This is a genomic window from Fictibacillus sp. 5RED26 (genome assembly GCF_015903895.1).
GTDB classification, from domain to species: domain Bacteria; phylum Bacillota; class Bacilli; order Bacillales; family Fictibacillaceae; genus Fictibacillus; species Fictibacillus phosphorivorans.
The window spans coordinates 44521-70246 of the sequence record NZ_JACZDU010000003.1 but is presented as its reverse complement, the minus strand read 5'-3'; the positions used below and the strand labels follow the sequence as shown (position 1 = coordinate 70246).

At 39.7% G+C, this 25726-nt stretch carries 31 protein-coding genes and 1 pseudogene; 23 read left to right on the top strand and 9 right to left on the bottom strand.

Annotated features, from left to right (window positions below; translation table 11 throughout):
- Positions 1 to 40: 40 nt before the first annotated feature.
- From IHV10_RS13070 to IHV10_RS13060, 3 genes are all read left to right on the top strand, one after another.
- On the top strand, positions 41 to 1117 hold the full coding sequence (locus tag IHV10_RS13070; protein WP_231619548.1) for a DNA cytosine methyltransferase: 1077 nt from the start codon (positions 41 to 43) through the stop codon (positions 1115 to 1117).
- Between the two features lies 1 nt (position 1118).
- The gene (locus IHV10_RS13065; protein WP_197130275.1) at positions 1119 to 2327 is read left to right on the top strand and encodes a DNA cytosine methyltransferase; all 1209 of its coding nucleotides are present in this window, start codon (positions 1119 to 1121) and stop codon (positions 2325 to 2327) included.
- A 114-nt stretch (positions 2328 to 2441) separates the two neighbouring features.
- A complete protein-coding gene (locus tag IHV10_RS13060) occupies positions 2442 to 3431 on the top strand; it encodes an HNH endonuclease (RefSeq protein ID WP_197130272.1) in 990 nt (329 codons plus the stop codon).
- 456 nt (positions 3432 to 3887) lie between these two features.
- On the opposite strand, the gene IHV10_RS13055 is transcribed toward IHV10_RS13060, so the two are convergent.
- Positions 3888 to 4772 carry a hydroxymethylglutaryl-CoA lyase gene (locus IHV10_RS13055; protein WP_197130269.1) on the bottom strand — a complete coding sequence of 295 codons (885 nt, stop codon included), beginning with the start codon at positions 4770 to 4772 and terminating at the stop codon, positions 3888 to 3890.
- Positions 4765 to 5439 carry a GntR family transcriptional regulator gene (locus IHV10_RS13050; protein WP_197130266.1) on the bottom strand — a complete coding sequence of 225 codons (675 nt, stop codon included), beginning with the start codon at positions 5437 to 5439 and terminating at the stop codon, positions 4765 to 4767. The genes IHV10_RS13055 and IHV10_RS13050 overlap by 8 nt, the downstream gene beginning before the upstream one ends.
- Before the next feature lie 214 nt (positions 5440 to 5653).
- Here IHV10_RS13050 and IHV10_RS13045 point away from each other — a divergent pair, with 214 nt between their 5' ends.
- The 7 genes from IHV10_RS13045 to IHV10_RS13015 all read left to right on the top strand — a co-directional run bounded on the left by IHV10_RS13045 (position 5654) and on the right by IHV10_RS13015 (position 12629).
- Positions 5654 to 6853, top strand: a complete 1200-nt coding sequence (locus IHV10_RS13045; RefSeq protein WP_197130263.1) for a CaiB/BaiF CoA transferase family protein — start codon at positions 5654 to 5656, stop codon at positions 6851 to 6853.
- Between the two features lie 18 nt (positions 6854 to 6871).
- Positions 6872 to 8296: a 3-isopropylmalate dehydratase large subunit gene (gene leuC / locus IHV10_RS13040; RefSeq protein ID WP_197130260.1), complete on the top strand. Its 1425-nt coding sequence runs from the start codon at positions 6872 to 6874 to the stop codon at positions 8294 to 8296.
- Positions 8296 to 8919 carry a 3-isopropylmalate dehydratase small subunit gene (leuD, locus tag IHV10_RS13035; RefSeq protein WP_197130257.1) on the top strand — a complete coding sequence of 208 codons (624 nt, stop codon included), beginning with the start codon at positions 8296 to 8298 and terminating at the stop codon, positions 8917 to 8919. The genes leuC and leuD overlap by 1 nt, the downstream gene beginning before the upstream one ends.
- 63 nt (positions 8920 to 8982) lie before the next feature.
- Complete coding sequence (locus IHV10_RS13030; RefSeq protein ID WP_197130254.1) at positions 8983 to 9249, top strand: hypothetical protein; 267 nt, start codon at positions 8983 to 8985, stop codon at positions 9247 to 9249.
- Positions 9242 to 10750, top strand: a complete 1509-nt coding sequence (locus IHV10_RS13025) for a sodium:solute symporter family protein (protein ID WP_197130252.1) — start codon at positions 9242 to 9244, stop codon at positions 10748 to 10750. The genes IHV10_RS13030 and IHV10_RS13025 overlap by 8 nt, the downstream gene beginning before the upstream one ends.
- A 30-nt stretch (positions 10751 to 10780) precedes the next feature.
- Positions 10781 to 12043 (top strand): MFS transporter, encoded by a 1263-nt coding sequence (locus IHV10_RS13020; RefSeq protein ID WP_197130249.1) that lies wholly within the window; start codon positions 10781 to 10783, stop codon positions 12041 to 12043.
- Positions 12033 to 12629, top strand: a complete 597-nt coding sequence (locus tag IHV10_RS13015) for a flavin reductase family protein (protein ID WP_197130246.1) — start codon at positions 12033 to 12035, stop codon at positions 12627 to 12629. The genes IHV10_RS13020 and IHV10_RS13015 overlap by 11 nt, the downstream gene beginning before the upstream one ends.
- Positions 12630 to 12667: 38 nt before the next feature.
- On the opposite strand, the gene IHV10_RS13010 is transcribed toward IHV10_RS13015, so the two are convergent.
- Together IHV10_RS13010 and IHV10_RS13005 are read right to left on the bottom strand one after the other, a co-directional pair.
- The gene (locus IHV10_RS13010; RefSeq protein ID WP_197130244.1) at positions 12668 to 12994 is read right to left on the bottom strand and encodes an ArsR/SmtB family transcription factor; all 327 of its coding nucleotides are present in this window, start codon (positions 12992 to 12994) and stop codon (positions 12668 to 12670) included.
- Positions 12995 to 13420 carry an SRPBCC family protein gene (locus IHV10_RS13005; RefSeq protein WP_197130241.1) on the bottom strand — a complete coding sequence of 142 codons (426 nt, stop codon included), beginning with the start codon at positions 13418 to 13420 and terminating at the stop codon, positions 12995 to 12997.
- Between the two features lie 145 nt (positions 13421 to 13565).
- On the opposite strand from IHV10_RS13005, the gene IHV10_RS13000 reads away from it, so the two are divergent.
- The 6 genes from IHV10_RS13000 to IHV10_RS12975 are packed head-to-tail and all read left to right on the top strand — an operon-like array spanning position 13566 to position 17203.
- Positions 13566 to 14396 carry an aminoglycoside adenylyltransferase domain-containing protein gene (locus tag IHV10_RS13000; RefSeq protein ID WP_197130238.1) on the top strand — a complete coding sequence of 277 codons (831 nt, stop codon included), beginning with the start codon at positions 13566 to 13568 and terminating at the stop codon, positions 14394 to 14396.
- A gap of 26 nt (positions 14397 to 14422) precedes the next feature.
- Positions 14423 to 14731 (top strand): hypothetical protein, encoded by a 309-nt coding sequence (locus tag IHV10_RS12995; RefSeq protein WP_197130235.1) that lies wholly within the window; start codon positions 14423 to 14425, stop codon positions 14729 to 14731.
- A gap of 22 nt (positions 14732 to 14753) precedes the next feature.
- Complete coding sequence (locus tag IHV10_RS12990; RefSeq protein WP_197130233.1) at positions 14754 to 14978, top strand: hypothetical protein; 225 nt, start codon at positions 14754 to 14756, stop codon at positions 14976 to 14978.
- Positions 14978 to 16246, top strand: coding sequence for a hypothetical protein (locus IHV10_RS12985; protein WP_197130230.1), 1269 nt, complete (start codon positions 14978 to 14980; stop codon positions 16244 to 16246). The genes IHV10_RS12990 and IHV10_RS12985 overlap by 1 nt, the downstream gene beginning before the upstream one ends.
- A gap of 18 nt (positions 16247 to 16264) precedes the next feature.
- Positions 16265 to 16768: a DinB family protein gene (locus IHV10_RS12980; RefSeq protein ID WP_197130227.1), complete on the top strand. Its 504-nt coding sequence runs from the start codon at positions 16265 to 16267 to the stop codon at positions 16766 to 16768.
- A gap of 36 nt (positions 16769 to 16804) precedes the next feature.
- Complete coding sequence (locus IHV10_RS12975) at positions 16805 to 17203, top strand: DUF4279 domain-containing protein (protein WP_197130224.1); 399 nt, start codon at positions 16805 to 16807, stop codon at positions 17201 to 17203.
- Between the two features lie 355 nt (positions 17204 to 17558).
- Here the strand turns inward: IHV10_RS12975 and IHV10_RS12970 are convergent, their stop codons facing one another.
- Positions 17559 to 17840, bottom strand: coding sequence for a hypothetical protein (locus tag IHV10_RS12970; protein WP_197130221.1), 282 nt, complete (start codon positions 17838 to 17840; stop codon positions 17559 to 17561).
- Between the two features lie 84 nt (positions 17841 to 17924).
- Positions 17925 to 18876: pseudogene (locus tag IHV10_RS12965) on the bottom strand (IS1595 family transposase); the annotation flags it as partial.
- A gap of 111 nt (positions 18877 to 18987) precedes the next feature.
- Here IHV10_RS12965 and IHV10_RS12960 point away from each other — a divergent pair.
- Complete coding sequence (locus IHV10_RS12960) at positions 18988 to 19548, top strand: GNAT family N-acetyltransferase (protein WP_197130218.1); 561 nt, start codon at positions 18988 to 18990, stop codon at positions 19546 to 19548.
- A gap of 14 nt (positions 19549 to 19562) precedes the next feature.
- On the opposite strand, the gene IHV10_RS12955 is transcribed toward IHV10_RS12960, so the two are convergent.
- Positions 19563 to 19796, bottom strand: a complete 234-nt coding sequence (locus tag IHV10_RS12955) for a hypothetical protein (RefSeq protein ID WP_197130215.1) — start codon at positions 19794 to 19796, stop codon at positions 19563 to 19565.
- A 335-nt stretch (positions 19797 to 20131) separates the two neighbouring features.
- On the opposite strand from IHV10_RS12955, the gene IHV10_RS12950 reads away from it, so the two are divergent.
- The 3 genes from IHV10_RS12950 to IHV10_RS12940 all read left to right on the top strand — a co-directional run bounded on the left by IHV10_RS12950 (position 20132) and on the right by IHV10_RS12940 (position 22079).
- Positions 20132 to 20899 carry a slipin family protein gene (locus tag IHV10_RS12950; RefSeq protein ID WP_197130212.1) on the top strand — a complete coding sequence of 256 codons (768 nt, stop codon included), beginning with the start codon at positions 20132 to 20134 and terminating at the stop codon, positions 20897 to 20899.
- Between the two features lie 81 nt (positions 20900 to 20980).
- Entirely contained in the window at positions 20981 to 21469 is a 489-nt protein-coding gene (locus IHV10_RS12945; protein ID WP_197130211.1) for a hypothetical protein, read from the top strand.
- Between the two features lie 142 nt (positions 21470 to 21611).
- Positions 21612 to 22079, top strand: coding sequence for a hypothetical protein (locus IHV10_RS12940; protein ID WP_197130209.1), 468 nt, complete (start codon positions 21612 to 21614; stop codon positions 22077 to 22079).
- Positions 22080 to 22340: 261 nt separating this feature from the next.
- On the opposite strand, the gene IHV10_RS12935 is transcribed toward IHV10_RS12940, so the two are convergent.
- Together IHV10_RS12935 and IHV10_RS12930 are read right to left on the bottom strand one after the other, a co-directional pair.
- The gene (locus tag IHV10_RS12935) at positions 22341 to 22862 is read right to left on the bottom strand and encodes an SRPBCC domain-containing protein (protein ID WP_197130207.1); all 522 of its coding nucleotides are present in this window, start codon (positions 22860 to 22862) and stop codon (positions 22341 to 22343) included.
- Positions 22863 to 22901: 39 nt separating this feature from the next.
- Positions 22902 to 23216, bottom strand: a complete 315-nt coding sequence (locus IHV10_RS12930) for an ArsR/SmtB family transcription factor (RefSeq protein WP_137789207.1) — start codon at positions 23214 to 23216, stop codon at positions 22902 to 22904.
- Between the two features lie 105 nt (positions 23217 to 23321).
- Between IHV10_RS12930 and IHV10_RS12925 the strand changes: the two genes are divergently transcribed.
- From IHV10_RS12925 to IHV10_RS12915, 3 genes are all read left to right on the top strand, one after another.
- The gene (locus tag IHV10_RS12925; RefSeq protein WP_197130205.1) at positions 23322 to 23603 is read left to right on the top strand and encodes a hypothetical protein; all 282 of its coding nucleotides are present in this window, start codon (positions 23322 to 23324) and stop codon (positions 23601 to 23603) included.
- A 33-nt stretch (positions 23604 to 23636) separates the two neighbouring features.
- On the top strand, positions 23637 to 24434 hold the full coding sequence (locus tag IHV10_RS12920; protein ID WP_197130203.1) for an alpha/beta fold hydrolase: 798 nt from the start codon (positions 23637 to 23639) through the stop codon (positions 24432 to 24434).
- A gap of 419 nt (positions 24435 to 24853) precedes the next feature.
- Positions 24854 to 25303 (top strand): hypothetical protein, encoded by a 450-nt coding sequence (locus IHV10_RS12915; RefSeq protein WP_197130201.1) that lies wholly within the window; start codon positions 24854 to 24856, stop codon positions 25301 to 25303.
- Positions 25304 to 25726 lie beyond the last annotated feature (423 nt).

The window sequence follows — 25726 nt, the reverse complement described above, 5'->3', positions numbered from 1 at the left end:
TACAATATAATGAATGAATTATTGTTTGGAGTTGGATACATTGAGAAAGAAAAAAAGGCCTACAGTCATTGACATGTTTTGTGGTTGCGGTGGCTTATCTAGAGGGTTTTTAGATGCTGGATATGATGTTTTACTTGGTATTGATAATAATAAATCTGCCTTAAAAACTTTTAAAGAAAACCATGATGGTGCAATTGCAATGGATGGAGATCTTTTTCAAGGATCTACAATATTAGAAATGGCACATCTTACTGATAATAAAAGTATTGATTTAATTATTGGTGGACCACCCTGCCAAGGTTTCTCTTTAACAGGAAAACGCGATGAAAATGATGAACGCAATACTCTTTTTCAATCGATGGTTAATGCAGTTGGTTTTTTTCAACCAAAAGCTTTTGTGTTGGAAAATGTTCCTGGCTTAGCTACATTATATAACGGAAAAGCAAAAGAAAATATCATTAAAGAATTTTCAAATTTAGGATATACTATCAATTCCAAAGTCTTATATGCTCCAGATTACGGAATTCCTCAAATTAGAAAACGCTTATTTATTGTAGGATTAAATAATGGCATGAATTTCGATTTTCCAGAACCTGTTTGCATTCCGGGAAATTATATATCTTGTGAAGAAGCAATTGGAGATTTACATGATTTTAATGATGATTTGGGTGTAGATGTTTGTAAGTATCTTAATGATCCCAAAACACCCTATCAAAAAAAAATGAGGAAAAACTCCATTCACTTATTTAATCACGTAGGCACAAAACATACACCTGAGGTTATTGATGTCATTTCACAAGTTCCAGAAGGAGGGAATCATAAAGACTTACCACCTGGAGTTGGGGAAAGCAGAAAATTTAATGAAGCCTGGACTCGTTATCATAGTAAGAGTCCATCCAAAACTATTGATACGGGCCATAGAAATCACTTCCATTATAAGTTTAATAGAGTTCCTACAGTGAGAGAAAATGCTCGACTTCAATCTTTTGCTGATGACTTCAGGTTTTTTGGTAACAAAACGGAACAATATAAACAAGTTGGTAATGCTGTTCCTCCACTATTAGGCTATCATTTGGGCATTCAACTTAAAAAATATTTAAGTATAGATGGTGAATGATATGGGTCAATTTAATTTAATCGATATATTTGCAGGTTGCGGAGGACTCTCGGAAGGTTTTGAAAAAAAAAATAATTTTAATGTTTTAGCTGCTGTCGAGTGGGAAAAACCTCAAGTCCAAAATCTTATTAACAGAATGGTAACCAAATGGAACATAAATGATGCTGCCAGGAGAGTGCTGAGATTTGATATCCAAAGGACAAAGGAATTAGTTAGTGGGTGGAATAACGACCCTGAATATGGTAGTCATGAAGGTTTAGATAAATTATTAAATCAAAAACAATTGGATTTAATTATTGGTGGCCCGCCATGTCAGGCTTTTTCGGTAGCAGGAAGAATACGTGATGAAAATGGCATGCGTAATGACTATAGAAATTATTTATTTGAAAGTTATATGAAGATAGTAAGGCGATATCAACCAAAGTTATTTGTATTTGAGAATGTCCCTGGAATGTTAAGTGCAAAACCCGGAGGTACTCCTGTAACTGAATTGATAAAAACGGAAATTGAACTTTCTGGATATCATATAATTGACGACTTAAAAACGCATGCACAAATAGATTTATCTGAATATGGCGTCCCACAAAAAAGAAAACGGGTGATCATTATCGGATTAAGAAAAGATTTATATCCAAATGCACAGGAACAATTAAAGCACTTTTATACAGAACACCTTCCTAAATACAAAGAATCTATTAAAACAGTCCGTAATGCAATTGAAAATTTACCAAAATTACTTCCACTAGATGAGGAAACAAAAATTAATGGTAAAAGATATTCACATTCGTTTAGTAATGAAGTAGCAAATCATATACCAAGATTTCACAGCAGGCGAGATATTAAGACTTTCCAATTATTAGCTGAAGATCTTGAAAGTGGTTATGGGAAATATATATCCAGTGAATCTTTAAAACAGCTTTATACACAAATCACAGGAAAAACATCAAATATTCATAAATATCATGTATTGAGATGGGATAAACCAAGTAACACTATCCCAGCTCATCTTTATAAAGATGGATTAAGACATATTCATCCAGATTCTGTTCAATCACGTACAATTACAGTACGAGAAGCTGCTAGATTGCAAACTTTTGAGGATGATTTTGAATTTATTTCAAGTGCTGGAGACAACTATAAAATGATTGGAAATGCAGTACCTCCAAAATTTTCAGAGAAATTAGCCGAAGCTTTGGAAATATTATTATGAACAATTTAGAGAAGCTAATTTAGCTTCTCCTTTTTTGTTAAAACATGTAAAATGAGAATATGAATATGTTGGACAATTAATGAGACAATTTTATATTTGGAGGAAAAAAAATCTATGACATATTATTTAAAAAAATTAGGACATCAAGAGTTAGGAAGTATTAAAAAACCAGGAGGCAAACCATCCCGTGGGCGATATATATATATTTCTAAAGACGATAGAGTCCTTGCTTTTTTTCCACCTTTGTCTAAACATATAAAAAATGACTCTTCGTTATTACCAATCATTCCTCTATATTCATCAAACTTGGAAAAAGTATATTGTAATTATATTTATCATAACGATAAATATAACGGGAGTACTTCTAATAGTCCTAGAGACGAGTTTAGAATATATTCAAATAATGCTTTAGAGAAGAATCAATATTTATTTGAACCTAATGATATAATTGTGATGAAAAAAGATGAAATTATTGGAGAAGATGAAAAACAAACTGTTTACTTTTTAGACAGAGTTACTCCTGCACAATCTGAATTTTATCATAAATGTGAAATAATTATTGACACATGCGACATAAAGAAAAACCATGCAATTTATGAGGGTGTACTTGAGGAAGTTGAAAGTAAAATTAATATGTTACCTGCATCTCCATTAAAAGCGGTTATAGATTCAAGTGTAACTAATAAAATACAAAATTCAGATACACAAATATCGGATCTGTTTACTCCTACTAGCTTTAGAGATTTCACAATGGTGGCTTATAAGGGAAAATGCGCAGTGACTGGGAACGTTATTAAATATGGGAAATTTTTAAATTTAGAAGCCGCACATATAAGACCAAAAAGTCATGGAGGGTTCTTTTTACCTAATAACGGATTAGCCTTAAGTAGGGATATTCATTGGGCTTTTGACAAAGGTTTTTTTACATTAAATGATAACTACACGTTAATTGTACATCCCAATCTTGAAAGTGATTTCTTAAAAAATTACAACGGTAAAAATATTTTTATCCCTAATGATAACTTTCTAAAGCCGTCCGTTGAAAGCATTCAGTATCATAGAAAGAATGTATATGGTCTTTTTTTAACGTCAGGAAGATTATAAGATAGAGATTACCAGGTATTTGAAAGTCAACTTTTTAGAAATACATTAAAGCAACTCATATTAAGAATGAGTTGCTCTTTTATTTAGTGGGAAATAGCAAAAAATATAATTCCTATTTTACTTTTTATTTATTAAAGTCCAATCAGGTGTTTTTTTATTTATAAAAACAAATTTGTTATCACAGTCATCGCATATTGGCAATTTATTGTGATACTTTAGAATCTCCCAATCAGTTTTGTGTAGTCTTGTTCTGCATCTTATACAATATACTTGTTTTTTCAAATTAATTTCCCCCAAAGTCTTTTTAAATAATTTTAACAGTTTTATACATTTGGGGCGATGATTTCTAAGCTATGGAATTTGAATAATTGTGAATTTGATAAGATTTCGATTGTAAGTGGTATAATTATCTGGCTAAAGATAATGCTTAAGAAGAACACCTCCTGAGCTTCACTTTTAACTATGCATCCCAACCTTCATCAACATCCCATCCAACGACCGTTCCATACTTCTCTCCAGCCACTTCGCTGTTTCTACTAAGCTCTCAAGATCTGTTCTTGTTTCGACGTTCATCCCTCTAAACATATTCACCATATCTTCTGTACAAACATTTCCTACTGCTTTTGGGGCAAATGGGCAGCCGCCTAATCCGCCTATGGAGGAATCGAAGCGGGTTACTCCTGCTTGGTAGCCTGCTAGGATGTTCGCGATTCCGAGTCCTCGTGTGTTATGGAAGTGTAGTCCGAGTGTTAGTTCTTTACCGAATTCTTGCTGAAAAGCTGAAACAACGTTCTGGACCTGCAAGGGATTGGCCATTCCGGTTGTGTCTGCGAGTGTGATTTCGGTGCAGCCCGCTTTTAAGAAGGATTCTGCGACATTTATTACTTTTGAGAGGGGAACTTCACCTTCAAACGGGCAGCCGAATGCTGTTCCAAGCACGCCTGCTACTCCTTTTGTTTGTGCACCTTCTTCAATTACCTTCGTTAGTTCCTCAACAGCTTGATCCACCGTTCGTTTAGCGTTTCGTAGATTGAAAGAGTCACTTGTTGTGGTGACGACATGAAGGAAGTCGACGTCTGTATGTAGCGCGCGTTCAAGTCCTGATTGGCTTAATACAAGTCCTGCATAACGTACATCATCTCGTTTTGAAACAAGACGCATCACTTCTTCAGCGTCTGCCATCTGTGGAACGACTTTTTTGTTCACGAACGATACGGCTTCTATGATCCGTATACCTGAGTCGATGAGCTTATTGATGAGTTCAACTTTCGTTTCAGTGGAGACGAGCTTTGGTTCGTTCTGCAGCCCGTCGCGTGGTCCGACTTCACAGATTTTAATCATGAGTACCCTCCTTCAACACATGGATTTTCTTGATTTCTTCTAGATGGACAAGTACTTGATCACGGCCTTGATAGATGTGCTCGGTCATCGCAACACGTGCGCGTACTGAGTCCTGATTCTGGATCGCGAAAAGTATCGTTTTATGAACTTCGAGTGAACGTTTCAGCTCAAACTCGTCGTACCAATAGAATGAACGGAAGACGAGCGGCACCACGACTACTTTTGATAGATGAAAATAGATGTGCGGGTTCTTACATGCTGATATGATAGCTTCATGAAACTGCTGGTTAAAGTTCACGATTTCTTTAATAGAATTCAGGTCTGCTTCCTTATAGCGCTCAATCGCTTCTTCGTATCGTGAATTTGCTTCTTTCATGTTTTCGATATCTTCCTTTGTTCGGTGAAGAGCAGCCTGGCTTGCCGCGTATCCTTCTAATAGTGTACGAAGGTCATAGATTTGCTGAATGTCTTCACGTGTAAAGTTGCGCACACTCACGCCGCGCTTTAAAGGAATCACAAGACCTTCTGATTCTAGCTGTTTTATCGCTTCTCTAATCGGCGTCCGGCTAAGCTTTAGTTCCTTCGCAAGAGACTCCTCGCCGAGCCTCATCCCAGGCTCGTATTTTCCGTGTATGATGGCTTCTTTTATATATTTATAGGCATCCATAAATAACCACTCCTTAATCCTATTGTATACAAACGGAAAGTGAGTTGCAATAATTTTCTGAAAACTAAAATAGAAAAAGTGGTTAAATCAAGGATTTGTTTAGCATTGAATAACAAATTTGATATTACCCATTGACCTTTTGTATACAAAGGGTTAATTTGGTATAAAGATTAAGAAAATTATGATTCTTCAAAAAAACAAACGGAGGGATAACATGTCCGATCAACTTCCTTTAGGTGATATTCGTGTCATTGAACTGGGGACCCTTTTGGCCGGTCCTTTTTCCGGAAGACTGTTAGCGGACTTTGGGGCTGAAGTAATCAAGGTGGAACCACCGGGTAAATCAGATCCGATGAGAAACTGGGGACAGTCAAAAGATGGTGTTGGATTATGGTGGCCGATTCAGTCTCGTAATAAAAAGTCCATTACGCTGAACTTGAGAGTAGAAGAAGGTCAGAACATTTTAAAAGAGATGGTGAAAGATGCGGATGTGATCATTGAGAACTTCCGTCCGGGTACGATGGAGAAATGGAACCTTTCATATGAAAAGTTGTCTGCCATCAATCCGAAGCTCATCATGGTTCGGACATCCGGATACGGCCAGACAGGACCTTATAAACATCGCGCAGGGTTCGGAAGTGTTGGGGAAGCGATGGGCGGCCTTCGGAATGTCACTGGTTTTCCAGACCGTCCGCCGTCACGAATCGGTGTTTCCATTGGTGATACACTCGCAGCACTTTTTTCAACGGTAGGCTGTTTAGTGGCACTACATGAAAGAGAACGTTCAGGAGTGGGACAGGTAGTTGACACAGCTCTTTATGAATCAGTCTTCTCTGTCATGGAAAGCCTTATTCCGGATTATCTATTTGCCGGCTATATCAGAGAACGTATGGGGAACATCCTTCCGGGTGTTGCACCATCGAACATCTATTTTACGAAGGACAAGACATATATCGTGATAGGAGCCAACGCGGACGGTGTATTCCGCCGGTTATGTGAAGCAATGGGGCAGCCGTATCTTGCAGATGACCCAAGATTCTCTACACATCACGCTAGAGGCGAGAACATGAAAGTGCTTGATATGCTGATCGAGGATTGGACGAAATCGCTAGATGCGAAAGATGCCTTAGAGATTTTAGATGAAAAAGGTGTACCGTCTGGACTGATCTATACGGCAAAAGAAATCCTGGAAGATCCTCATTATCAAGAACGCGAGATGATCGTGAACGTGGAGCATCCGGAACTTGGTGAGTTTCCAATGCCGGGAATCGTACCGAAGCTGAGCCGTACACCAGGGAAAGTAAACCATGTGGGTCCTGAAGTGATGGGCAAGCATAACGATGAAGTGTATAGAAATTGGCTTGGATACAGTGAAGAGGAAGTCGAGAGGTTAAAAGAAACGAGCGTTATCTAAATCGGAGGTGAGAAGAACGTGGGGAAGACACTTTACGATAAAGTTTACGACAAGCATGTGGTCTACCAAGGAGAAGATCAGCCTTCCATTCTGTATATCGATCTTCACCTCATTCATGAAGTAACGTCACCTCAGGCATTTGAAGGGTTGCGGATGAACAACCGTGTGGTCAGTCGTCCAGATCGAACACTAGCGACGATGGATCATAGTATTCCGACAACAGACCGTTCACTTCCGTTTCGGGATGAAGTGGCGAAAAAACAGGTGAAGACATTAGAAGAAAACTGCACAGAATTTGGTATCCAACTGTTTGACCTACAGAGCGAAAATCAAGGAATTGTCCATGTCATCGCACCTGAACTGGGAATCACGCAGCCCGGTCAGACGATCGTATGCGGAGACAGCCATACGTCAACACATGGCGCGTTCGGTGCACTCGCTTTTGGAATCGGAACGAGTGAAGTGGAGCATGTTTTAGCGACACAGACACTAAAGCAGGATAAGGCGAAGACACTCGCGATCAACATTACGGGTGAGCTGCCAAAGGGAACATCTGCAAAAGATTTGATTCTTTCTATTATCGGTAAATATGGTCACGATTTTGCGACCGGTCACGTGATCGAGTACAGAGGAAAAGCCATACAAAACTTAACAATGGAAGAGAGAATGACGGTCTGCAACATGTCGATCGAGATGGGTGGACGTGCCGGATTGATTCAGCCGGATGATGTTACGTTTCACTATTTGAAAGATAAACAGTACGCGCCAAAAGGAGAACAATGGGAAGAGGCATTAACAGAATGGCGGTTATTGTACACAGATGATGATGCCGTATTTGACCAAACCGTTGATTTTGATGCGAATGAAGTGGTGCCGCAAGTAACATGGGGAACGAATCCTGGTCAAGGTGCCGGAATTACAGATGTAGTGCCATCGCCAGAAAATTTGCCAATCAGCCAAAGAAGAGCCGCAGAAAAAGCTCTTCAATATATGGGGCTTCAATCAGGAACGCCGTTTGACTCGATTAAACTCGATAAAGTATTCATTGGCTCGTGTACGAACAGCCGGATTGAAGACCTCAGAAAAGCGGCAAAAATCGTAAGCGGTTACAGAGTGGCGAATTCCATACATGCACTAGTCGTGCCAGGTTCTCAGACTGTAAAACGTCAAGCTGAAGAAGAAGGTCTGGATCAAATTTTTATTAAAGCTGGTTTTGATTGGCGAGAATCGGGCTGCTCTATGTGTCTTGGGATGAACGAGGATATCGTGCTCGAAGGGGAGCGTTGTGCTTCAACTTCGAACCGGAATTTTGAAGGCAGACAAGGAAAAGGTGCTCGAACACACTTGGTAAGTCCGGAGATGGCAGCCGCTGCAGCGATCAAAGGACATTTTGTAGATGTGAGAAATTGGGTGACAAAAGAACGTGAGGAGGTGGGGTCTTAATGGAACCTTTTACTTCATTTACCGGAACCGCTGTACCGCTCGATGTGGATAACGTCGATACGGATGCCATCATTCCGAAGCAGTTTCTGAAACGAACAGAACGAACAGGCTATGGACAGTTTCTGTTCTATGACTGGCGGTTTAAAGACGGAGAGGACCGACAAGATTTCATCCTGAACGAGGACCGTTACCAAGGAGCGTCTGTTCTGCTCGCTAGAAAGAACTTCGGGTGCGGCTCTTCCCGTGAACATGCACCATGGGCTCTAGCTGACTATGGTTTTCGGGTGATCATCGCCTCATCATTTGCAGACATATTTTATAACAACTGCTTTAAGAATGGAATCCTGCCTATCGTTTTACCTGAAGATGATGTGGATGTGCTGTTTCAGCGAACGAATGAAAAGCGAGGTTACCAGTTATCTGTTGATCTAGAGAGTGAAAGAGTGATAGATTCACATGGTTTTGAAGCGTATTTCGAGGTTACCCCATATCGGAAGCGGCTCCTTCAAAAGGGTCTTGATGAGATTGGTTCAACACTGGAATTTAAAGATAAGATTACGAGTTTTGAAGAAAAGCATCGTATTTACTACACAATAGACAAAAATGAAAAGGCTTCCATCTAAGGCTGTACTGCATCATAGATTATCAGCTCCATAGAACTTATTTTCTTTTAAGGAGGATATGATATGAAAACCAAGTCAGTGAAAGAACCGATCCGTAAAAAGTGGATCTGGATTGTGTTGTTTATCAACGTTGTGTTGATCGTCCCCTGGTATTTTCCGAAGGGAGCAGTTGAGCCATTTATCTTTGGATTCCCGCTTTGGGCATTTATCTCTACCTTTTTCACCCTTATCATGGGAGCTTACCTAAGCTGGCTCTGTATCTCTCAGTGGAACATCGTTGAAGATGAAGAAGAAAACGCCAAGAGAAAGGAGGATGTGAAGCATGGATAATTTAACCTTCGCTGGTATGGATGGCATTATCATCTTAAGTGTATTCGCGATTATTATGCTTGCCATCGGGTATTTCTCTGGTAAGGGGGATACGAATCTTCATCATAGTCTAGCAGGTTACTATCTGGCTGGAAGAAATCTTGGTTTCATCGCGTTGTTCTTCACACTCTACGCGACACAGTATAGTGGAAACACTATTGTAGGATATGCGCCGACAGGTTACCGGACAGGGTTCTCGTGGCTGCAGTCGATCTCCTTCATGACAATCATCATCGGGATCTATCTGTTGTTCGCTCCAAGACTATACGTGGTGTCGAAACGCCGAAACTTTGTAACGCCTACAGATTGGCTGGAATTCCGTTTTAAATCGAAGGCGGTTACGTTGCTAAGCATCTTCTTGATGCTTTGGGGTCTAGGAAACTATCTGTTGGAACAGCTCGTCGCAATCGGACAAGCTGTAGCTGGAATGACAGGAGGGACCATTCCTTATGAGATCGCGGTTGTCGTTTTCGTTCTCGTCATGCTTACCTATGAGTGGATGGGGGGCATGAAGGCTGTAGCGTTTACGGATGTTATGCAAGGAATCGTGCTCATGGTCGGTATCTTCGTATTCTTGGCAGGTGCTCTTTACTTAGTGGGAGGGAACTTTGCTGAAGTAACACGTTTCATCGCAGACAATGAACCTGCAAAACTTGGCGTTCCAGAGATGGAAGTTTCGGTGAACTGGTTCAGTATGCTCGTACTAGTAGGACTTGGGGCTTCCATTTACCCTCATGCCGTTCAACGTATCTATTCTGCTGAAAGTGAAAGAACGTTGAAGAAGTCTTTCGCTCGCATGGCGTGGATGCCGCCGATCACGACAGGTCTTGTGTTTGTAGTTGGTATCGTCGGGATCATGCTATTCCCTGGTCTAGATACAGCCGGATCTGAACAATTAGTAGGATTGATGGCGAATAAAATCGCTGCGATCAACGGGTTTTATTATTGGATGATGATCATCTTCTTCGGCGGAATAGTAGCGGCGATTATCTCAACAGCAGACTCTGTGTTACTGAGTTTTTCATCCATGTTATCAAACGATGTATACGGTAAGTTTGTAAATCCAGGAGCTACTGAGCACAAGAAAGTTATGGTCGGAAAAATCGGCGGAATCATCGCGATCTTCTTCCTGTTGATGATCGCGTGGAATCCACCAGGAACTCTTTATCAGATTTTCGTCTTAAAGTTTGAGCTCTTAGTGCAAGTATTCCCGGCGTTTGTTCTCGGACTTTACTGGAAACGTCTCGCTGCTAAACCGGTGTTCTGGGGAATGCTGATCGGTGCTCTTGTAGCCGGGTTGTTAACGTTAACTGGGTATAAGACGGTGTTCGGAATCCATGGCGGCGTGATCGGGCTTACGATAAACTTTGTTGTTTGTATCGTTGGTTCGATGCTCGTTACGGTCACTGCTGAGAAATCATTAAAAAAGGAAGAACTTGCAGTGTTGGAGCTTGAAGCATAATACAATTGATAAAAAAGAGTTGAAGCTGACATGGCAAATTTGAGTTTGAGCGTTAAGCGTAGTCGTCTTGAGCCGCATTGGCAGATGCTGATCTGGCTCTTGATTGTTCAAATATTGGTTGCCTTTGTAGGACGCGGACTTGTCCCGCTCGGGGTTTTGATAGGAGCTGATCTGTCACTCTCAAAAGCTCAGATCGGCATGCTTCCAGCGGGTCTCTTTTTAGGACAGGCACTGGCTTCCATCCCTGCAGGATTCTTAGTGGACCGGCTTGGATCCAGAAGGCTGTTGCTCGCATTGTCCATGTGTTTAGGGGTCGGGTTCATGTTCTCGACCTTTTTTACACATTTCTGGTCGATGCTCGTATTCGTGGTCATCGGCGGTGTCGGATACGGAGCGATGCATCCGGTCTCGAACAGAGGGATCATCTATTGGTTCGCACAAACACAGCGCGGTACTGCCATGGGCATTAAACAGATGGGCGTTACGCTCGGTTCTGCACTATCAGCAGTGATCTTGCTGCCGATTGCAGCATCATATGGCTGGCGGACAGCCGTAATCGGTGCAGCATTCCTTTTGTTACTGATTGGGATTCTGTCTTTTTTCCAATACCGCGATTCACCGTTCGCACCAGAAACGAAAAGTGATCAGCGACTGTCTGTTTTTTATAAAGCGATGTGGAAAATGATTCAAAACAAGCCTCTTCTGCTTGTCAGTCTAAGTGCTCTTGGACTGAACGGCGCGCAGATGTGCCTGAACACGTATCTCGTGCTTTTTGCGTACGAGAAGATGGGAATATCACTGTTTCTGTCGGGGCTGTTGCTAGTCATTTCAGAAGCATGCGGATCGTTTGGAAGGATCGCGTGGGGTGTGATCAGTGACCGAGTTTTTAAAGGGGAACGTGTGATTATTATCATCGTGATCGTTATCATTTCAGCACTATCTAGTAGCACATTGGCATTATTGCCCGAAAACACACCTTTTGGATTGCTTATTCCGATCATCGCAGTCTTTGGTTTTGCGGTATCAGGGTTCAATGGCATCTGGATGAATCTGGCGAGTGAACTCGTTCCGCCTGAACAGGCCGGGATTTCAAGTGGGTTAAGTATCACGATCGGCTCGCTTGGGGTCATTGCAGCGCCGCCTATCTTCGGCTTTATAGTGGATTTGAACGGCAGCTACACATCAGGCTGGTTTTTTATTACAGGGTTGTTATGTATCGTTTTTGCGATTTTGCTAGTTTTGTTGAGTGTTAATAAAAAGAGAAAAGCGAGGGTGAGTGAACGTGCAATTTGATCCGAAAGAGCTGACAGAAAAGGATGTTTACAAACTATTGGTTGGTTCAGTCGTGCCAAGACCGATCGCCTGGGTATCGACCATTTCAAAAGAGGGAGTAGTCAACCTGGCACCTTACAGTTTCTTTAACGTAGCCTCCCGAAACCCTCCTATGCTTTGTATATCGATAGGACCTGGAGTGGGTGAAAGAGAAGGAACGGAGAAAGATACACTCGTAAACATACGGAATCAAAAAGAGTTTGTGATCAATGTGGTCACCTCAACCTTGGGGAATGAAATGCAGAAAACGTCAGAGAACCTTCCGAGTGAGGTAGATGAAGTTGAAGCAGCAGGACTGACAACATTAGACAGCACGATTGTAAAACCAAAACGCGTTAAAGAAGCGCCGATCCACATGGAATGTCAGCTGGAACAAATCATTCAGCTCGGAAGCGATCATTTGGTGATCGGCAGGATGGTCCGTTATCATATTAATGACGATTATTACCTTGGTAATTATAAAGTGGATCTTGAGAAATTGCAGCCGCTTGGTAGGTTTGCAGGGAACTATAGTGAGAGCAGAGAATTCTTTTCGCTGCCGCGCTAAAGAGAGAAAGCTTAAGGAAAAATATCCTTAAGCTTTTTTTACTTCTTATCATCCTCAACAAAATGCCTCAACATAGCCAACTTATTACCCCAAAACTTCTCGTAATAAGCCAACCAATGCTTCACTTCAGTTAAAGGCTCAGGGTGCAGCTGAAAAATCTTTTCACGGCCTTCTTTACGCCCTGAAATGAGTTCAGCCTCCGTCAGAATCTGCAGATGCTTTGTCACAGCGGTTCGGCTCATATCGAAGTGATCGGCAATCTCTGAGATTGGCCGTTCATTTTCTGCTAGTAGCCTTAATACTTCACGTCTAGTTGGATCAGCAATTGCTTTAAAAACATCGTGTTTTTCTGCTGATGCTGCCACTTAGCCCTCAACGACCTTTTTCAGTCTTTCATTCACAATACCAACCCACCCGCCGTTCATGCGGTCACGCACATCTTGCGCTTTTTGATTCGCTTTTCCAACGATCGCGTCTACTTCTTTCCAGCCGCTATGAATCAGGGTGAACTCTGTCTGATCTCCTTTTTCCTCTAACAGAAACGTGACGACCCAGCCGTCCGTGTCCCATGCAAACGATAGCTTGTGCGGTTCATCGATCAGGATCACTTTACACGGTGATGGACCAAAAGGGGACTGGATGTGAAACTCATGACCTTCTTCTGCTTTAAAGTCATTTGGCATGAACCACGCTGACATGCCTTCTGATGTCGATACAGCATCCCACACTTTTTGAATGGGTGCGTTAAAGGTTGCGGTTTGTTTAATATCTGGTAGTGTTGTCACAAACATTCATCTCCTAGTCTGAATATGTAACCATTTGGTTGTACGTTTAGAATATAACACCGTTTGGTTGCATGTCAATTCATTCTGAGGCGAATGGATAAATATGCTAAAATATAGGAATACAACGTGTTCATGAAAAGAGGCTAACGGTATGACCCAAACGCAAACAAGAAATGAACCAAAACGTATACCTGAAGAAGTAAAGGAAGTATTAAATTCTTACTTTGAAAAAATAGAGAAGAAGCTGCCTAATAAGTTGGAGTCATTTTATCTATTCGGCTCTATTTCCATTGGAGCTTACCAAGAAGGATTAAGTGACATCGACTTTTACGCTGTAACAAAAGAAAAGCTAACAGAATCAGAAGTAGATGTATTGAAAGAGATTCACCATGAGATGAGAAAAGAGTATCCGAAGCCGAGCTTAGATGGCATGTATCTGATGCGTGAAGATTTAGAGAGTGAGAATAACGGTAATTCTTCTTGTCCGTATTTTAATGAAGGAAAGCTTCAAAGTTATCGACCTTTTTACCGTAATTGGATCGATACTTACCAACTTCAGACATATGGCATCGTCGTTAAAGGACTGCCGATTGAAACATATAATCTATCTGTAGATTGGACAGAATTGAAAACAAACTTGGTCGAGAACATTAACGGTTATTGGCTAAACTGGATGAAGAATTGTGAGCGTTTTCCGTCTACTCAATATATAGGATTATATATGAGTGCTAACATGATTGAGTGGGGAGTGCTCGGCGTGACGCGTCTTTATTATTCGATAAGAGAAGAAGATATCACGTCAAAAGAGGGAGCTGGTGAATATGCATTACAAACGGTTCCTGAAGCGTATCATCAAATCATCCGAGAAGCATTGCGCATCCGAAATGAAAATAAGTTCTCGCATTACGGCTCGATGAGGAAGAGAAGAAATGATGCACTCAGCTATATGAAGTATATAATTAAAGAATGTAATAACTTGTAAGAATCATAGAAAAGGATGGGACGAAAATGGCGAAATTAGTGTTTAAGAGAGACAGTCAGTTCATGAACAAGATGAGAAAGTTTGATATTTACTTGAACGAGAGCAAGACAGAACAGATCAAGGACGGAGAAACGAAACAACTGGATGTAGCTCCTGGCGAGTATATCGTGAAGATGCAGATCGATTGGGTAGAGAGCGCTACACACAAGATTCAGATCGGTGCAGATGACACGGTTCATTTTCAGTGCGGCAGTCGATTGAAGGGGATAAAGATCTTGAAAGCCTCTTCTGCTATGAACACGGTGGATGAGTACATCTATTTAGAAAAGAAGTAAGGGGAATAAGGAGGGGATTCCGATGAACAGAATGCAGCATCTGCTTTATGGATTTCTAGTCGGACTTGGGTTTATGTCACTAAGTCTAGTGGATCTGGAACGTTTTGGTCCATTTGGCGCCTTAATCTGGTTTATAAACACAGTTTTGTACTATGTAGGTTACGGAGTTGTTGTTGTTCTCGGAGTCTGGATTTTATTCATCGTCATGGTAGAACTTGGCGAACAGTCACAAAAGGAGCGAGAGTAGTGGATAGCAGAATACAAGCATTCGTAGATCAAGCCAAAACAACGTTCGGACTCGGAAACTACTATTTACATCATCATAGTCTCTGGAGAAACGTGAACCACTTCAACGAAACGAGTTACACACTTTGTTTGGAGTGGTTTCCGAATGGAACGGAGTCCGATGAAGATGGTTCGAATCCAGATGGTACAGCAAGTATTGAATACGACGTGAACACCGGAAAATTAAAGAATGCAATCTTTGTTATGGGTGAGACTTATGCACAAGATGGAATCACGTTTAATGGTGGAACGGAGGAAGTCATTAAGTGGGTCGAACAAGAAACTGGAATCCGCTATAAAGAGCAGTTACAAATACATAATGTGACTGAAAATGAAATAGAATTTCGTTCATTCATAGACAATATTCCTATTTCACCGTCTGGGATGATTGAAGTGAAATGGAATGAGAAGCGACAGCTGACCTTCTTTTCGGTTCATGGAGAGTATCCGACAGGTGATCAAGTATTACGTGAAACCTATAATCTTTCATTAGAGAAAGCGGAACACATCGCTAAGGAACAAGTGAAAAGACTAGAATTTCCGTCGTTTGAACAAAAGAAGCTATTTGCCGTGTATGCGGTAGAAGAGATCTACATAAGAAACAATGATTTGACGAACAAGTCGTTTGAAATGCTTCAAGATGGAGGGACTTCAAAAAAAGTGAATCACATTTTGCTATGGGACGAGCCGATCTCAGGTGCTTTTGAACGTAAAGAGATCGATTTGCAAGAAGAGATTACGGTGAATGAAGCTTTTTCGTGCACGCCTTCTCCAACCACCCGACCTATTACGGAGGAAGATGAGAAGAAGTGTGTGGAAGCAGTAGAACGATTGTTGCGTCAGGAATATTCGGAAGAGTCTGGGATATGGCGTGTGACAACTTTACATCGAGACAAAAAGTTTCTAGTTGCGACACTCGGAACGGATCAACATGAAACACGGGTTTTTAAAAGAAAACTGTCGGTATTCCTAGATCCACATTCGATGGACGTTGTGAACTATATTGACAACCAGTTCATGTTAGAGATGTATAATTCCTTTGAAGCACCTGGTGAAGTAGCGGTTACACAAGACGAAGCGTATGAAAAATTGAAAGGCTTATTTGAGCTCCAACCATTTTATGTGTATGACGATGAACAGAAGCAGTATATTCTATGCGGAAAGTTAGACTGTCATCATGGCGTGAATGCTGAAACGGGTGAAGTGGTTTTGCTGGATGATTTAGGATAGATAATGGAGGTTTTAAATATGTACATAACCATTGCGGATTTTATTCGAGAATGGAATCGCGAAGCAACGCTAACGGAAAAGGTGTTAGATGGTTTAACCGATGAATCGTTGCAACAAAAAGTTTATCAAGAAGGACGAACGTTAGGAAGAATCGCATGGCATCTTACCACTAATATTCCAGAGTATTTAGCTCATTTTGGTTTGAAAGTTGATGAAGTAAAACATAAAGAAGAGGTTCCAACATCAGCTAAAGAGATTGCTGACACTTTTAAAGATTTAAGTTCTGCTGCAACGAAAGCCATTGAAGAGCAATGGACAGACGAAAGCTTGAGAGAAGTGCAAACGGCCTTCGGTAGAGAAGAATCAAACGCTCAGATTCTGATGGGACTCATCAAGCACATTGTTCACCATCGTGGACAAGTAACAATCTTAATGCGTCAAGCAGGAATTAAGCCTTTTGGAGTATATGGGCCACCGAAAGAAGACTGGATTCATCTAGGTGTAGAAAATCCACCTCTTTAAATGGAAAAAACAAGTAACGGATTGATGGGAGATGCAATGAACAAAACTCAATTGAAAGTGTACTTCTCCCTTTTTGGCGATGACTTTCCGATGAATGAAGTGACGAGAAGACTAGAGATCACACCAACAAATAGCTATAAAAAGGGAGATCTCACTTCAGCCAATTCTTCGATACGCAGAAAAGAAACAAGCTGGGATTATGGGACGGACTACCAAAACTCGCTCGATGTAAATGAGCAGCTACAGCAAGTTATGAATCAGTTGAGAGATAAATGCTATGTCATTAATGAATTACAAGCAGAGTTTGGCTTAGCGAGTAAAATCTATATTGTAATCCGAATGGTAAACGGGCAAGCTCCTGCTTTGTATTTAGAAAAAGACATCCTCACATTCGCGTCAAACATCGGAGCAGAGATCGAGGTGGACCTTGTATGAACTGGAATTGGAATGAGACCATAATTAATCTCCAGTATTCGTATGAAAATTTGAAACAGCTATTAAATGATTTCTGAGAGAAGAAGAGTGAGTATTCTCAATACGAACTTGCGAAATGGTGCGATAACTTAACGATGGCGTGGGAAGAAGAAGATCTAGACGAAAAAGGAGATCTTACCTTCTTCATAGCCGGAGATATTGAGTGTCAGTGGGATTTATACTTAGCCAATACGAATATATTTAAAAAATTGGCTATGTTAAAGTTTAATGTTGTTATTTACTATGATAAAAGAATTTTCATATATATGGAAGTTCTTTTCGTTGTTTTTTAAGGCTTATTCAGCTGTTAATTTAACTAAGATGTCTTGATTATCGATATTAAATAATTTCTTTCTTGCACATCGTTCTTTAGTTTTTCTACTATCTTATCCTGGAGTAAGTATTCTCGTACTACTTCATTTTGAAATATCCGTTCATAATACCAACCATTATCACTAAGTTCCTTAAACCAACTCTCTTTTTTTAACTTTCGTAGATTTCTTTGAAATCTTATATCGTCTAAATCTAATCCTCCCATAAATATTAAGCCTAAGATTACACTTCCAATAGTCCCAAATATTACTTTAATAATTCTCAACTCATTCACCTCTTGAAGAAATCTAATAACTGTAATTAACTTGCATTCAGCTAAACTGCATCGTTAGTTGAATAAGACATATGATTATTTCTTGAACGTAGACAACCTAAGTTTATCATAGGTTTCGACAATTGGAATTAAATTCCCTAATTATCATATCATTGACTGTCACTTCGTTCAGTTGATGATGAATACTCTCAAGTACCTGGAACAACACAAGGTAACTATCGAGATACTTGGTTGCCACGCTGTTAAAGCGCTGTATTAACCCTTTAAGTCTGTTGTGATAATTGTTGACGTTTTGGATATGATAGAGACCCTTTGTGGGGACTTTGCCATCTGATTTGAACTGATAAATGGTCATTCCTTTGTCATTAGCGTAGGTTCTGAAAGCTCTCCAAGAGTCTGTACATAATACATTTTGGGATGACAGTTTTTGACCAATGGCTTTATCCAATTGCTCTATTTTTATTCTGCCTATACCCAGTGTTGTTGAAACTGTATTTTTGTCAGGGTTCCTTGCTACTAAAACACAGACCTATTTCTTGCTGATGCCACGTTTCTTTGCTGTTCCGCCACGTTTACGAGGTTTTCTTCCTGCAATTTTCTTTTGCCCTTTTTAAGAGTACAGGAAATAGGTCTCGTCCATTTCAACGATACCTTGAAAATCCGCTATTTCAATTTGCTTTAGTGCTGATAATAACTTATGTCTCCAGTAAAACAACGTGATGTGGGTTACACCTTTAACCATCTCGGCTGATACGTAAAGAGTAACCATCTATCATACATTCAATGAACTTTATCCACTTGTTTAGGCGACGGGTTCTATAAAGTGCATTGTTGGTTAAATCGGTGAAAGTGGTAGCGCAGGATTTACAGCGATAACGTTGTTTCTTTACTTCACTCCATCTACAATGGTAGTGTATATGCAAAATCTGACAACGTGCTTGGAATTGGCAGTGAGGGCAGGTATATCCTTGTTTGTTTTTCGTTCATAAATCTCTTGCAAAGCGTTCCCTGTTGAAGACGAGGCAGTCCAAAAAATAAAAAAAATTAGATTTGAACACAGTATTCATGCCTGAAGATTAGATGCAGGATTGGTTTCAGAAGATGAAAGCTGGAGTATTGATTGAATAGAGGTGTATAAATGATTAACTACTCAGGAACTCCCCTAATAGATACAGACCGATTACTTCTACGTCCTTTAAAACAATCCGACACTCAAAGCGTATTTGATCATTGGCTTTCAGACGAACGGGTGGCAGACAATCGAGTGAACGCAGCTCACACGAGTATTGCTCAAACAGAAGAGCGTGTGAAAAAGATTGTAATTCAGTATGAAAATAAGGAATTTTGTTATTGGGGCATCGTGTTGAAAGAAACAGGTGAACTGATTGGCGAAATCGATCTGTACGATTTTGATAGCTCGATAGATAATTGTGAGGTAAGCTATTCGCTTGGTTTCAAGTGGTGGAACCAAGGGTACGGGACCGAAGCACTGCAAGCTGTAGTAGAGTTCGGCTTCCGACAGATGAACATCCATAAGATCTCTGCTGGACATAACACTGATAATCCTGCTTCAGGTAGGATTATGGCCAAAGTTGGAATGAAACAAGAAGGCGTGATCCGCCACATGATTCGCAATGCGAAGAATCAGTATAAGGATTGTGCGGTGTATGGAATTCTTCGTGAAGATTACTTAAGCTGATTATTCATGTATAATCAGCTTTTTTGTTGGTCACTCTGAACCATCTGTTGCTTCTCCAGCTTATTAACTCTGTGCAGTACTTGAAAAAGAATCGTAGTAATAAAACTGAGTTGAACAAATAGAAAAATTCCTATGAAGAAGGCGCTATCCATTGATCCTCTTCCCAAACTTAACAGATACATGAGAGCATAATATACGATAATCCCTCCGAAAATATTTGCCATAAACACAAACACCCAGTTGTCCATTTCTTCTCCTCCTCTAACCGAAATTCCTAATCTTTTATATGTTGATTTTAAAGAACAATTTTTTCTAAATGATGTACTTTTTTCCTAAATATCTTGATATAATTTAGTTCTTAGAGAAATGCAAAGCCTCCGTTTAAAATCTTTAAACAGTGTTGCTGATCGGCTTTCTCATTCTTTGGCAACTGGTATACCGCTGTGGAACCGGTTTTGGGTTCGAAGCCCTAAATGAAGCCATTCACAGGCTTAGGATTGAACAATTTTGCAGGTAAGACCTCCATTGTTCTCTCCATGTCTGCTGGGTGGTTTCATACGTATTTAAAATAAGGGGAATTGGGATGGAATCAATTTTAGAATATCTTGTAGTCATTGGGTTTGTGTTTATTGTTGTTTTTGCCATTCTATCGATCATTAAGAAATTTTTTGCTTCGGTAACGGTGTACGAGTATGAACGTGGTGTGAAGTTTAAATATGGGGCTTTTCAGGAAATTGTAGGCCCAGGCAAGCATAAGTATTCTCCAGCATCCACAGAGATCATGGTTTTTGACATGAGACCGACGATCCTGCAGCTGAATGGGCAAGAGTTATTAACGGCTGATCAACTTAGTGTAAAGATTAGTGTTGCCGTAAAATATCAAATTACAGATCCACAAATTCTGATCACTGAATATGAAGATTATGAAGAACACGTTTATATGAACGTGCAGCTCAAACTGCGTGATGTGGTATCTTCATTAGAATTAGGTGATCTGTTGAGCAAGCGGAATGAAGTGAATGATTCGCTTCAACAACTTCTTGTTGATAATACGTTTGCTGGATTATCCATCCTCTCAGTAGACATAAAAGATATTATGTTATCTGCTGAACTAAAAAAAGCATTTCTTGAAGTAATCAAAGCGAAAAAAGAAGCGCAATCCTCACTGGAGAGAGCTAGAGGAGAAGCAGCAACGTTAAGAAGTCTAGCGAACACGGCTAAAATGCTGGAAAACAACCCAGAATTAGCGAAGCTTCGCTTAATGAACACGATTGAAAACTCGAAAGGCAATACGTTTGTAGTCGATCTGGCAAATAGTTCACATAGCATTAAAGAGCAATCCAACGCGTAATAAAGAACGTGCATTTCTTCTAGAAGGAGAAGTGCACTTTTTTATGGAAAGAGTTAGTAGATTACGTGAGGAGTGGTTAGGATGAATCATCTGTTAGAAGCAGGTTTGAAAAGAATGTTACAAGAAGCATTTGAAGGACCACCAAAGCCAGTGACTGTAAGCTATTTTACAAATACAAAACCAGACTCAGGTATTTTCGGAGTTTTATCTCATCTATCTGCTGCTGATGTATCCAAACAAATCTATGGAACAACACTCGCAGCTCATACCGATCATATCCGATATCATATGTGGGGAACCAATGAATGGTTGTATGAAGGAACATTTCCTACAATGGATTGGAATAAAAGTTGGGAAATTCATAGGGTTAGCGAAGAGGAGTGGCTTTACATTCAAGCAGGGTTGCAGCATGAATATCATCGCCTTTTAGAAAAGATTGATCACATGGAGTGGAATGAGGACTTAGCAAATGAAGTAGTAGGTTCGTTGGCTCATTCTGCTTATCACCTTGGCGCAATGCAACAGATGTTAAAATGCATGAAAGATACCGTGAACAAAAAATGTATATGACCGGAATTGCAATCATAGTTATCGTGGTGTTTACTTTGCTGGGCATTGATGTGCAACTTAGAAAGAACAATAAACAAAATGAAGAGATTATAAAGTTGTTGAAAGAGATCAATGAAAAATATTAAGTGATATAGGAGTTTTTATGGAAATTAAAGTACAATCAGAAATCTATCGCTTAGGTCTTTTTATCGGCTTCTTAGAAGTGAAAAATGTTATCGAGTGGGCTGATCAATTAATAGAGAAGTTGGATCAGCCTCCTTACGAAATTCTTGAAATCTCGTTATCTAATAATGCAACAATAGCTTCGGTATGTTCAAAGTTAACCGATGTAAAAGGAGAGTGTGATGAGGCGCTTCCAATTCAAGGAATTCTAAGTCTACTTAATGATGAACTAATTCAAACAAGTGATGTGACGCAAATATGTACATATATGTATCGTCTTGTTGGTCACATTCCAGAGAGCTGTGAGGATATTGAAAGATTGATTATTAATCTTACAGATAGGTGGGAAATGGCAGTTGATGGCTACTATGGGAATGAAGAGGAAGCTCGTAATGAGATTTATGAATTCCTTAAAGAATTTGGATCATTAGAAGATTTACTCTTATAAACTTGTAAATCATTTGAGCGAAAAAGGGATGTTTTATTAGAAATGAAAAATGTAATCAAATACACTACGATCTTCATTTGGGCTGTATTGTTTCTTTACTATTATGATAAATTTATGCCAGAAGGAATACTCTACTTGGTTATCGGAATTCCTGCGCTTTATCTAAGTGTTAGGGCAATTCTTTACCTTTTTAACAAGGAGGATAGGAAAGAGAGTAAAGGAAAAAGCGAAAAAAGCAGTTAGCCTTCTTCGCTTCAATACTTATTTCATCTCTGCTAATAATTCTTCCAACTGGTTCCAAGTCATCGTTACACCTTCGAGCATACCCATTTCTAGAACTGTCTTCACATCATCAGCAGAAGCATATTCTGCACGGTTGATCAGTTTTGTTTGGTTGCCTTCTGAAATAAAGGTTAATGTAACTTTTGTTTGAGGCAATTCTTCAGAAACATTACCTTCAGCATCAGAAAACGCGTCTACGCTCTTGATTTTCTCTGGTGCGACGATCTCATGAAATACCGCTCTGCCCCAAGATTCGTGTCCGAAGTATTCTTGACTCTCATCTGTACATTTCATGCAATAGTGCCAAACTCCTTCAGGACGGAACTCGAATTGTTTGATCGACATCGTCCAGCCACCTGGAGCCCACCAGCGCTTCAAATGTTCTTCTTCAGAAAAAGCTTTAAACACAAGTTCGCGAGGTGCATTAAAGGTACGTTCTAACACCAGTACATTTCCTTCTACTTTAGAAGTTAATTGATTCGTTTTATTTTCAACAGTCATTATTAATTCCTCCTTCATTTATGTAGTGCCAATTATCGTTTATTTCATGTCTTTTAAATATTCATCTAAGCGGTCGAACCGATCTTCCCAAATGTTTCGAAAGGTATCAAGCCATTCTTCTAGTTCTAAGAAAGGTTGTGACTGCAGCTTATAGATTCGACGATTCGCAATAGGTTGAACCTCAACAAGCCCAGAATCACTAAGTACACGTAGATGCTTCGATACCTGTGGTTGGCGCAGCTTAAGGCTGTCGGCAATTTCTCCTACAGTAAGAGGACCAACTCTCAAAAGCTCAACAATGTGAAAGCGATTGGGCTCGGCAAGTGCATGCAAAGTTGTTAGTTTCTCGCCCATAAACTGTTCCTCCTTTCACATACAATATAACTCATAAGGAATATTCTTGTAAAGGAATATTCGAAAGAACTTTTCGACATGATCTGCAAGTTGAGGTGGTTTAATATGATGAAAAAGTTAAACAAAGTGTCTTTTTATTTATCGGTGACCTGTTTGATTCTGTTATTTGTACTTCCTCAAAATAACTTGATTACAAGCGCAACAGGCATACAAAAACTGAGTATTATTTTATTCTTCACTTTTATGTCTTTAATGTTAGGTGTCATTGGACTTTCTGGTGTCAAAGGTTGGAAATCGATGTTAAGAAGTTTCATTACGATTGTGGCGACACTTTTTATCATGACATTTATTACTGTTGTAATGTTTTTCGGCAAATTATTAAGTTAATTAATCTAAATTTCAGAAGGGGGGATAGTGTTCATGCTTTGTACAGTTAAAAGGGGATGTATTCATTATGAATTGATTGGTGAAGGGATGCCATTAATCATATTACACTCAATGGGCACAGACCATCGTTCTATGAAGGCGTGGCTGGAACCCATATTCAACAACAAGCGTGGTTATCAAAGAGTGTATGTGGATCTACCTGCTCACGGGCACAGCAAGATTGATTCAACCGTTAAATCAACCGATCATATACTATCAAACTTAATAGAGTTTATAGATATTATGTTTTCGAATAAGGACTTTGCGTTGCTTGGTTCTTCTTACGGGGGATACCTTGCACAAGGGATCGTTCACATAAAAAGGAAGGATGTAAAAAAGCTGCTATTATTGGCTCCAGCCATTTATCGAAAAGAACGAAACGTACCGGAAAAAGTAATACTGGAGAAGAACCATACAATACTTTACGCGCTAGATGCGGATACGAGAGCAGCATTTGAAACCTTAATGATTTGTCAGAATGAAGGGAACCTAAAATGCTTTTTAGAAGAAGTTCAACCAGGAAGACAACTTGCAAATCGTAATTTTCTAACCTCCGACTGGAGAGAGGAAGGGTATTTTCTTTCACAGGAACCGTTTTCTGATGTATCATGCTTACCGCAAGAAGTACTCCTTATACTCGGAAAACAAGATCATATTTGTGGCTATCAAGATTATGAGTTTTTGTTGGACAAGTTCCCTCATTTAAACCGAGTGATTGTGAATCATGCGGGTCATATGCTGCATATTGAGCAGCGAAACATGGTTCAACAACTTGTTGAAGAATGGCTCTGAATAATTAACTATTATTCCGAAGTTGTTTTGTAACGCCACTAATCAAATAAAATAGCCCCATAATAAGAGGAACATGAATTGGAACATCAATAGAGGATTTACTATTAATGAAATAAACGTACAAAGTGACTAGCATTGCGGTAATAGGGAAAGAGATCCACCAGTTACGTATCTTATAGGTTAAATAGCCAACAGTGAATGATAAAAGCAGTAAAGTTGATGTGAGTAGCGACCAATTCGTTATGGAGAGGAAGGGAAAAAGAAATAAACAGATAATGAAATACACACACGTTACATAAAATGCTTGTTTCAAACTAAACTCTCCGATCTCTTAGAATTTCTCTTTGAAGTTGAGTGAAACCAAATACATGTGGTAAACGACAAAACGTTAATGAATGATTTATTTAGGAGGAGTAAAGATGGCTAAAAAAAAGGTTTTACCTCTTGTTCTTACATTTTTATTGATTTCAGGTTTCTTTACGTACTACATCATGAACGCGAAACCACCAACCGCAAGTGCGAAAACAGAAGCAAACGTAACGATTCCCGTTAAACAAGGCAGTTATTGTTGGGATGGATTTTTAAATGGTGAGTGCAGAGATATGGTTGAACCTTTTATGATGAACGACATTGAACCTATTACCGTTGCACCAAGTGAGAAGATCACGATCTCTTATAATCGCAAGCCTATTAAAGTATCTAAAGAAGTAATGGTGTGGTCTAAGAGTCAGTCAGATTCTAAACGTGTGAAATTGTTGGAGGATGGAACCTTTGTAGCTCCTCAAGACAGTGGAACATATGCGGTGAGTACAGACGGAAATTGGAAACGGGGATCAGCAAGTCATGTTTTTTTTATTACAGTCAAATAAATGATGTAATGATTTGAGCTGTGGCAAAAAAGTAACCCATTTCTTTTTACATGGGATGGGTTACTTGTATGACTCTAATCCATTTTATTTTTTCTTCCGTTTTTCCATTTCCTTTTTAACTAAAGGAACAACTTTATCTTTAATCCCTTGTTGTACTTTTGGATTGCTGAGTACTTTCTTGATTTGTTCTTTCATATAGCAAACCCCCTATAATAATGATAATCCTATATTTCCCCTTTAGATCCTCATGTTAAACGTGTATGTATGTATCGTAAACTTGAAAAGCTACCCCGAAAGGCAGCTCTTTTATTAACCGATTCTCTTTTTGTTTTTCTTGCTCTTACGTGCTTTCTTGCAAGCCAATAATCCATCTAATACTTTAATGAAACTACTCAAAGAAGACACCCCCATCTATCTCATATT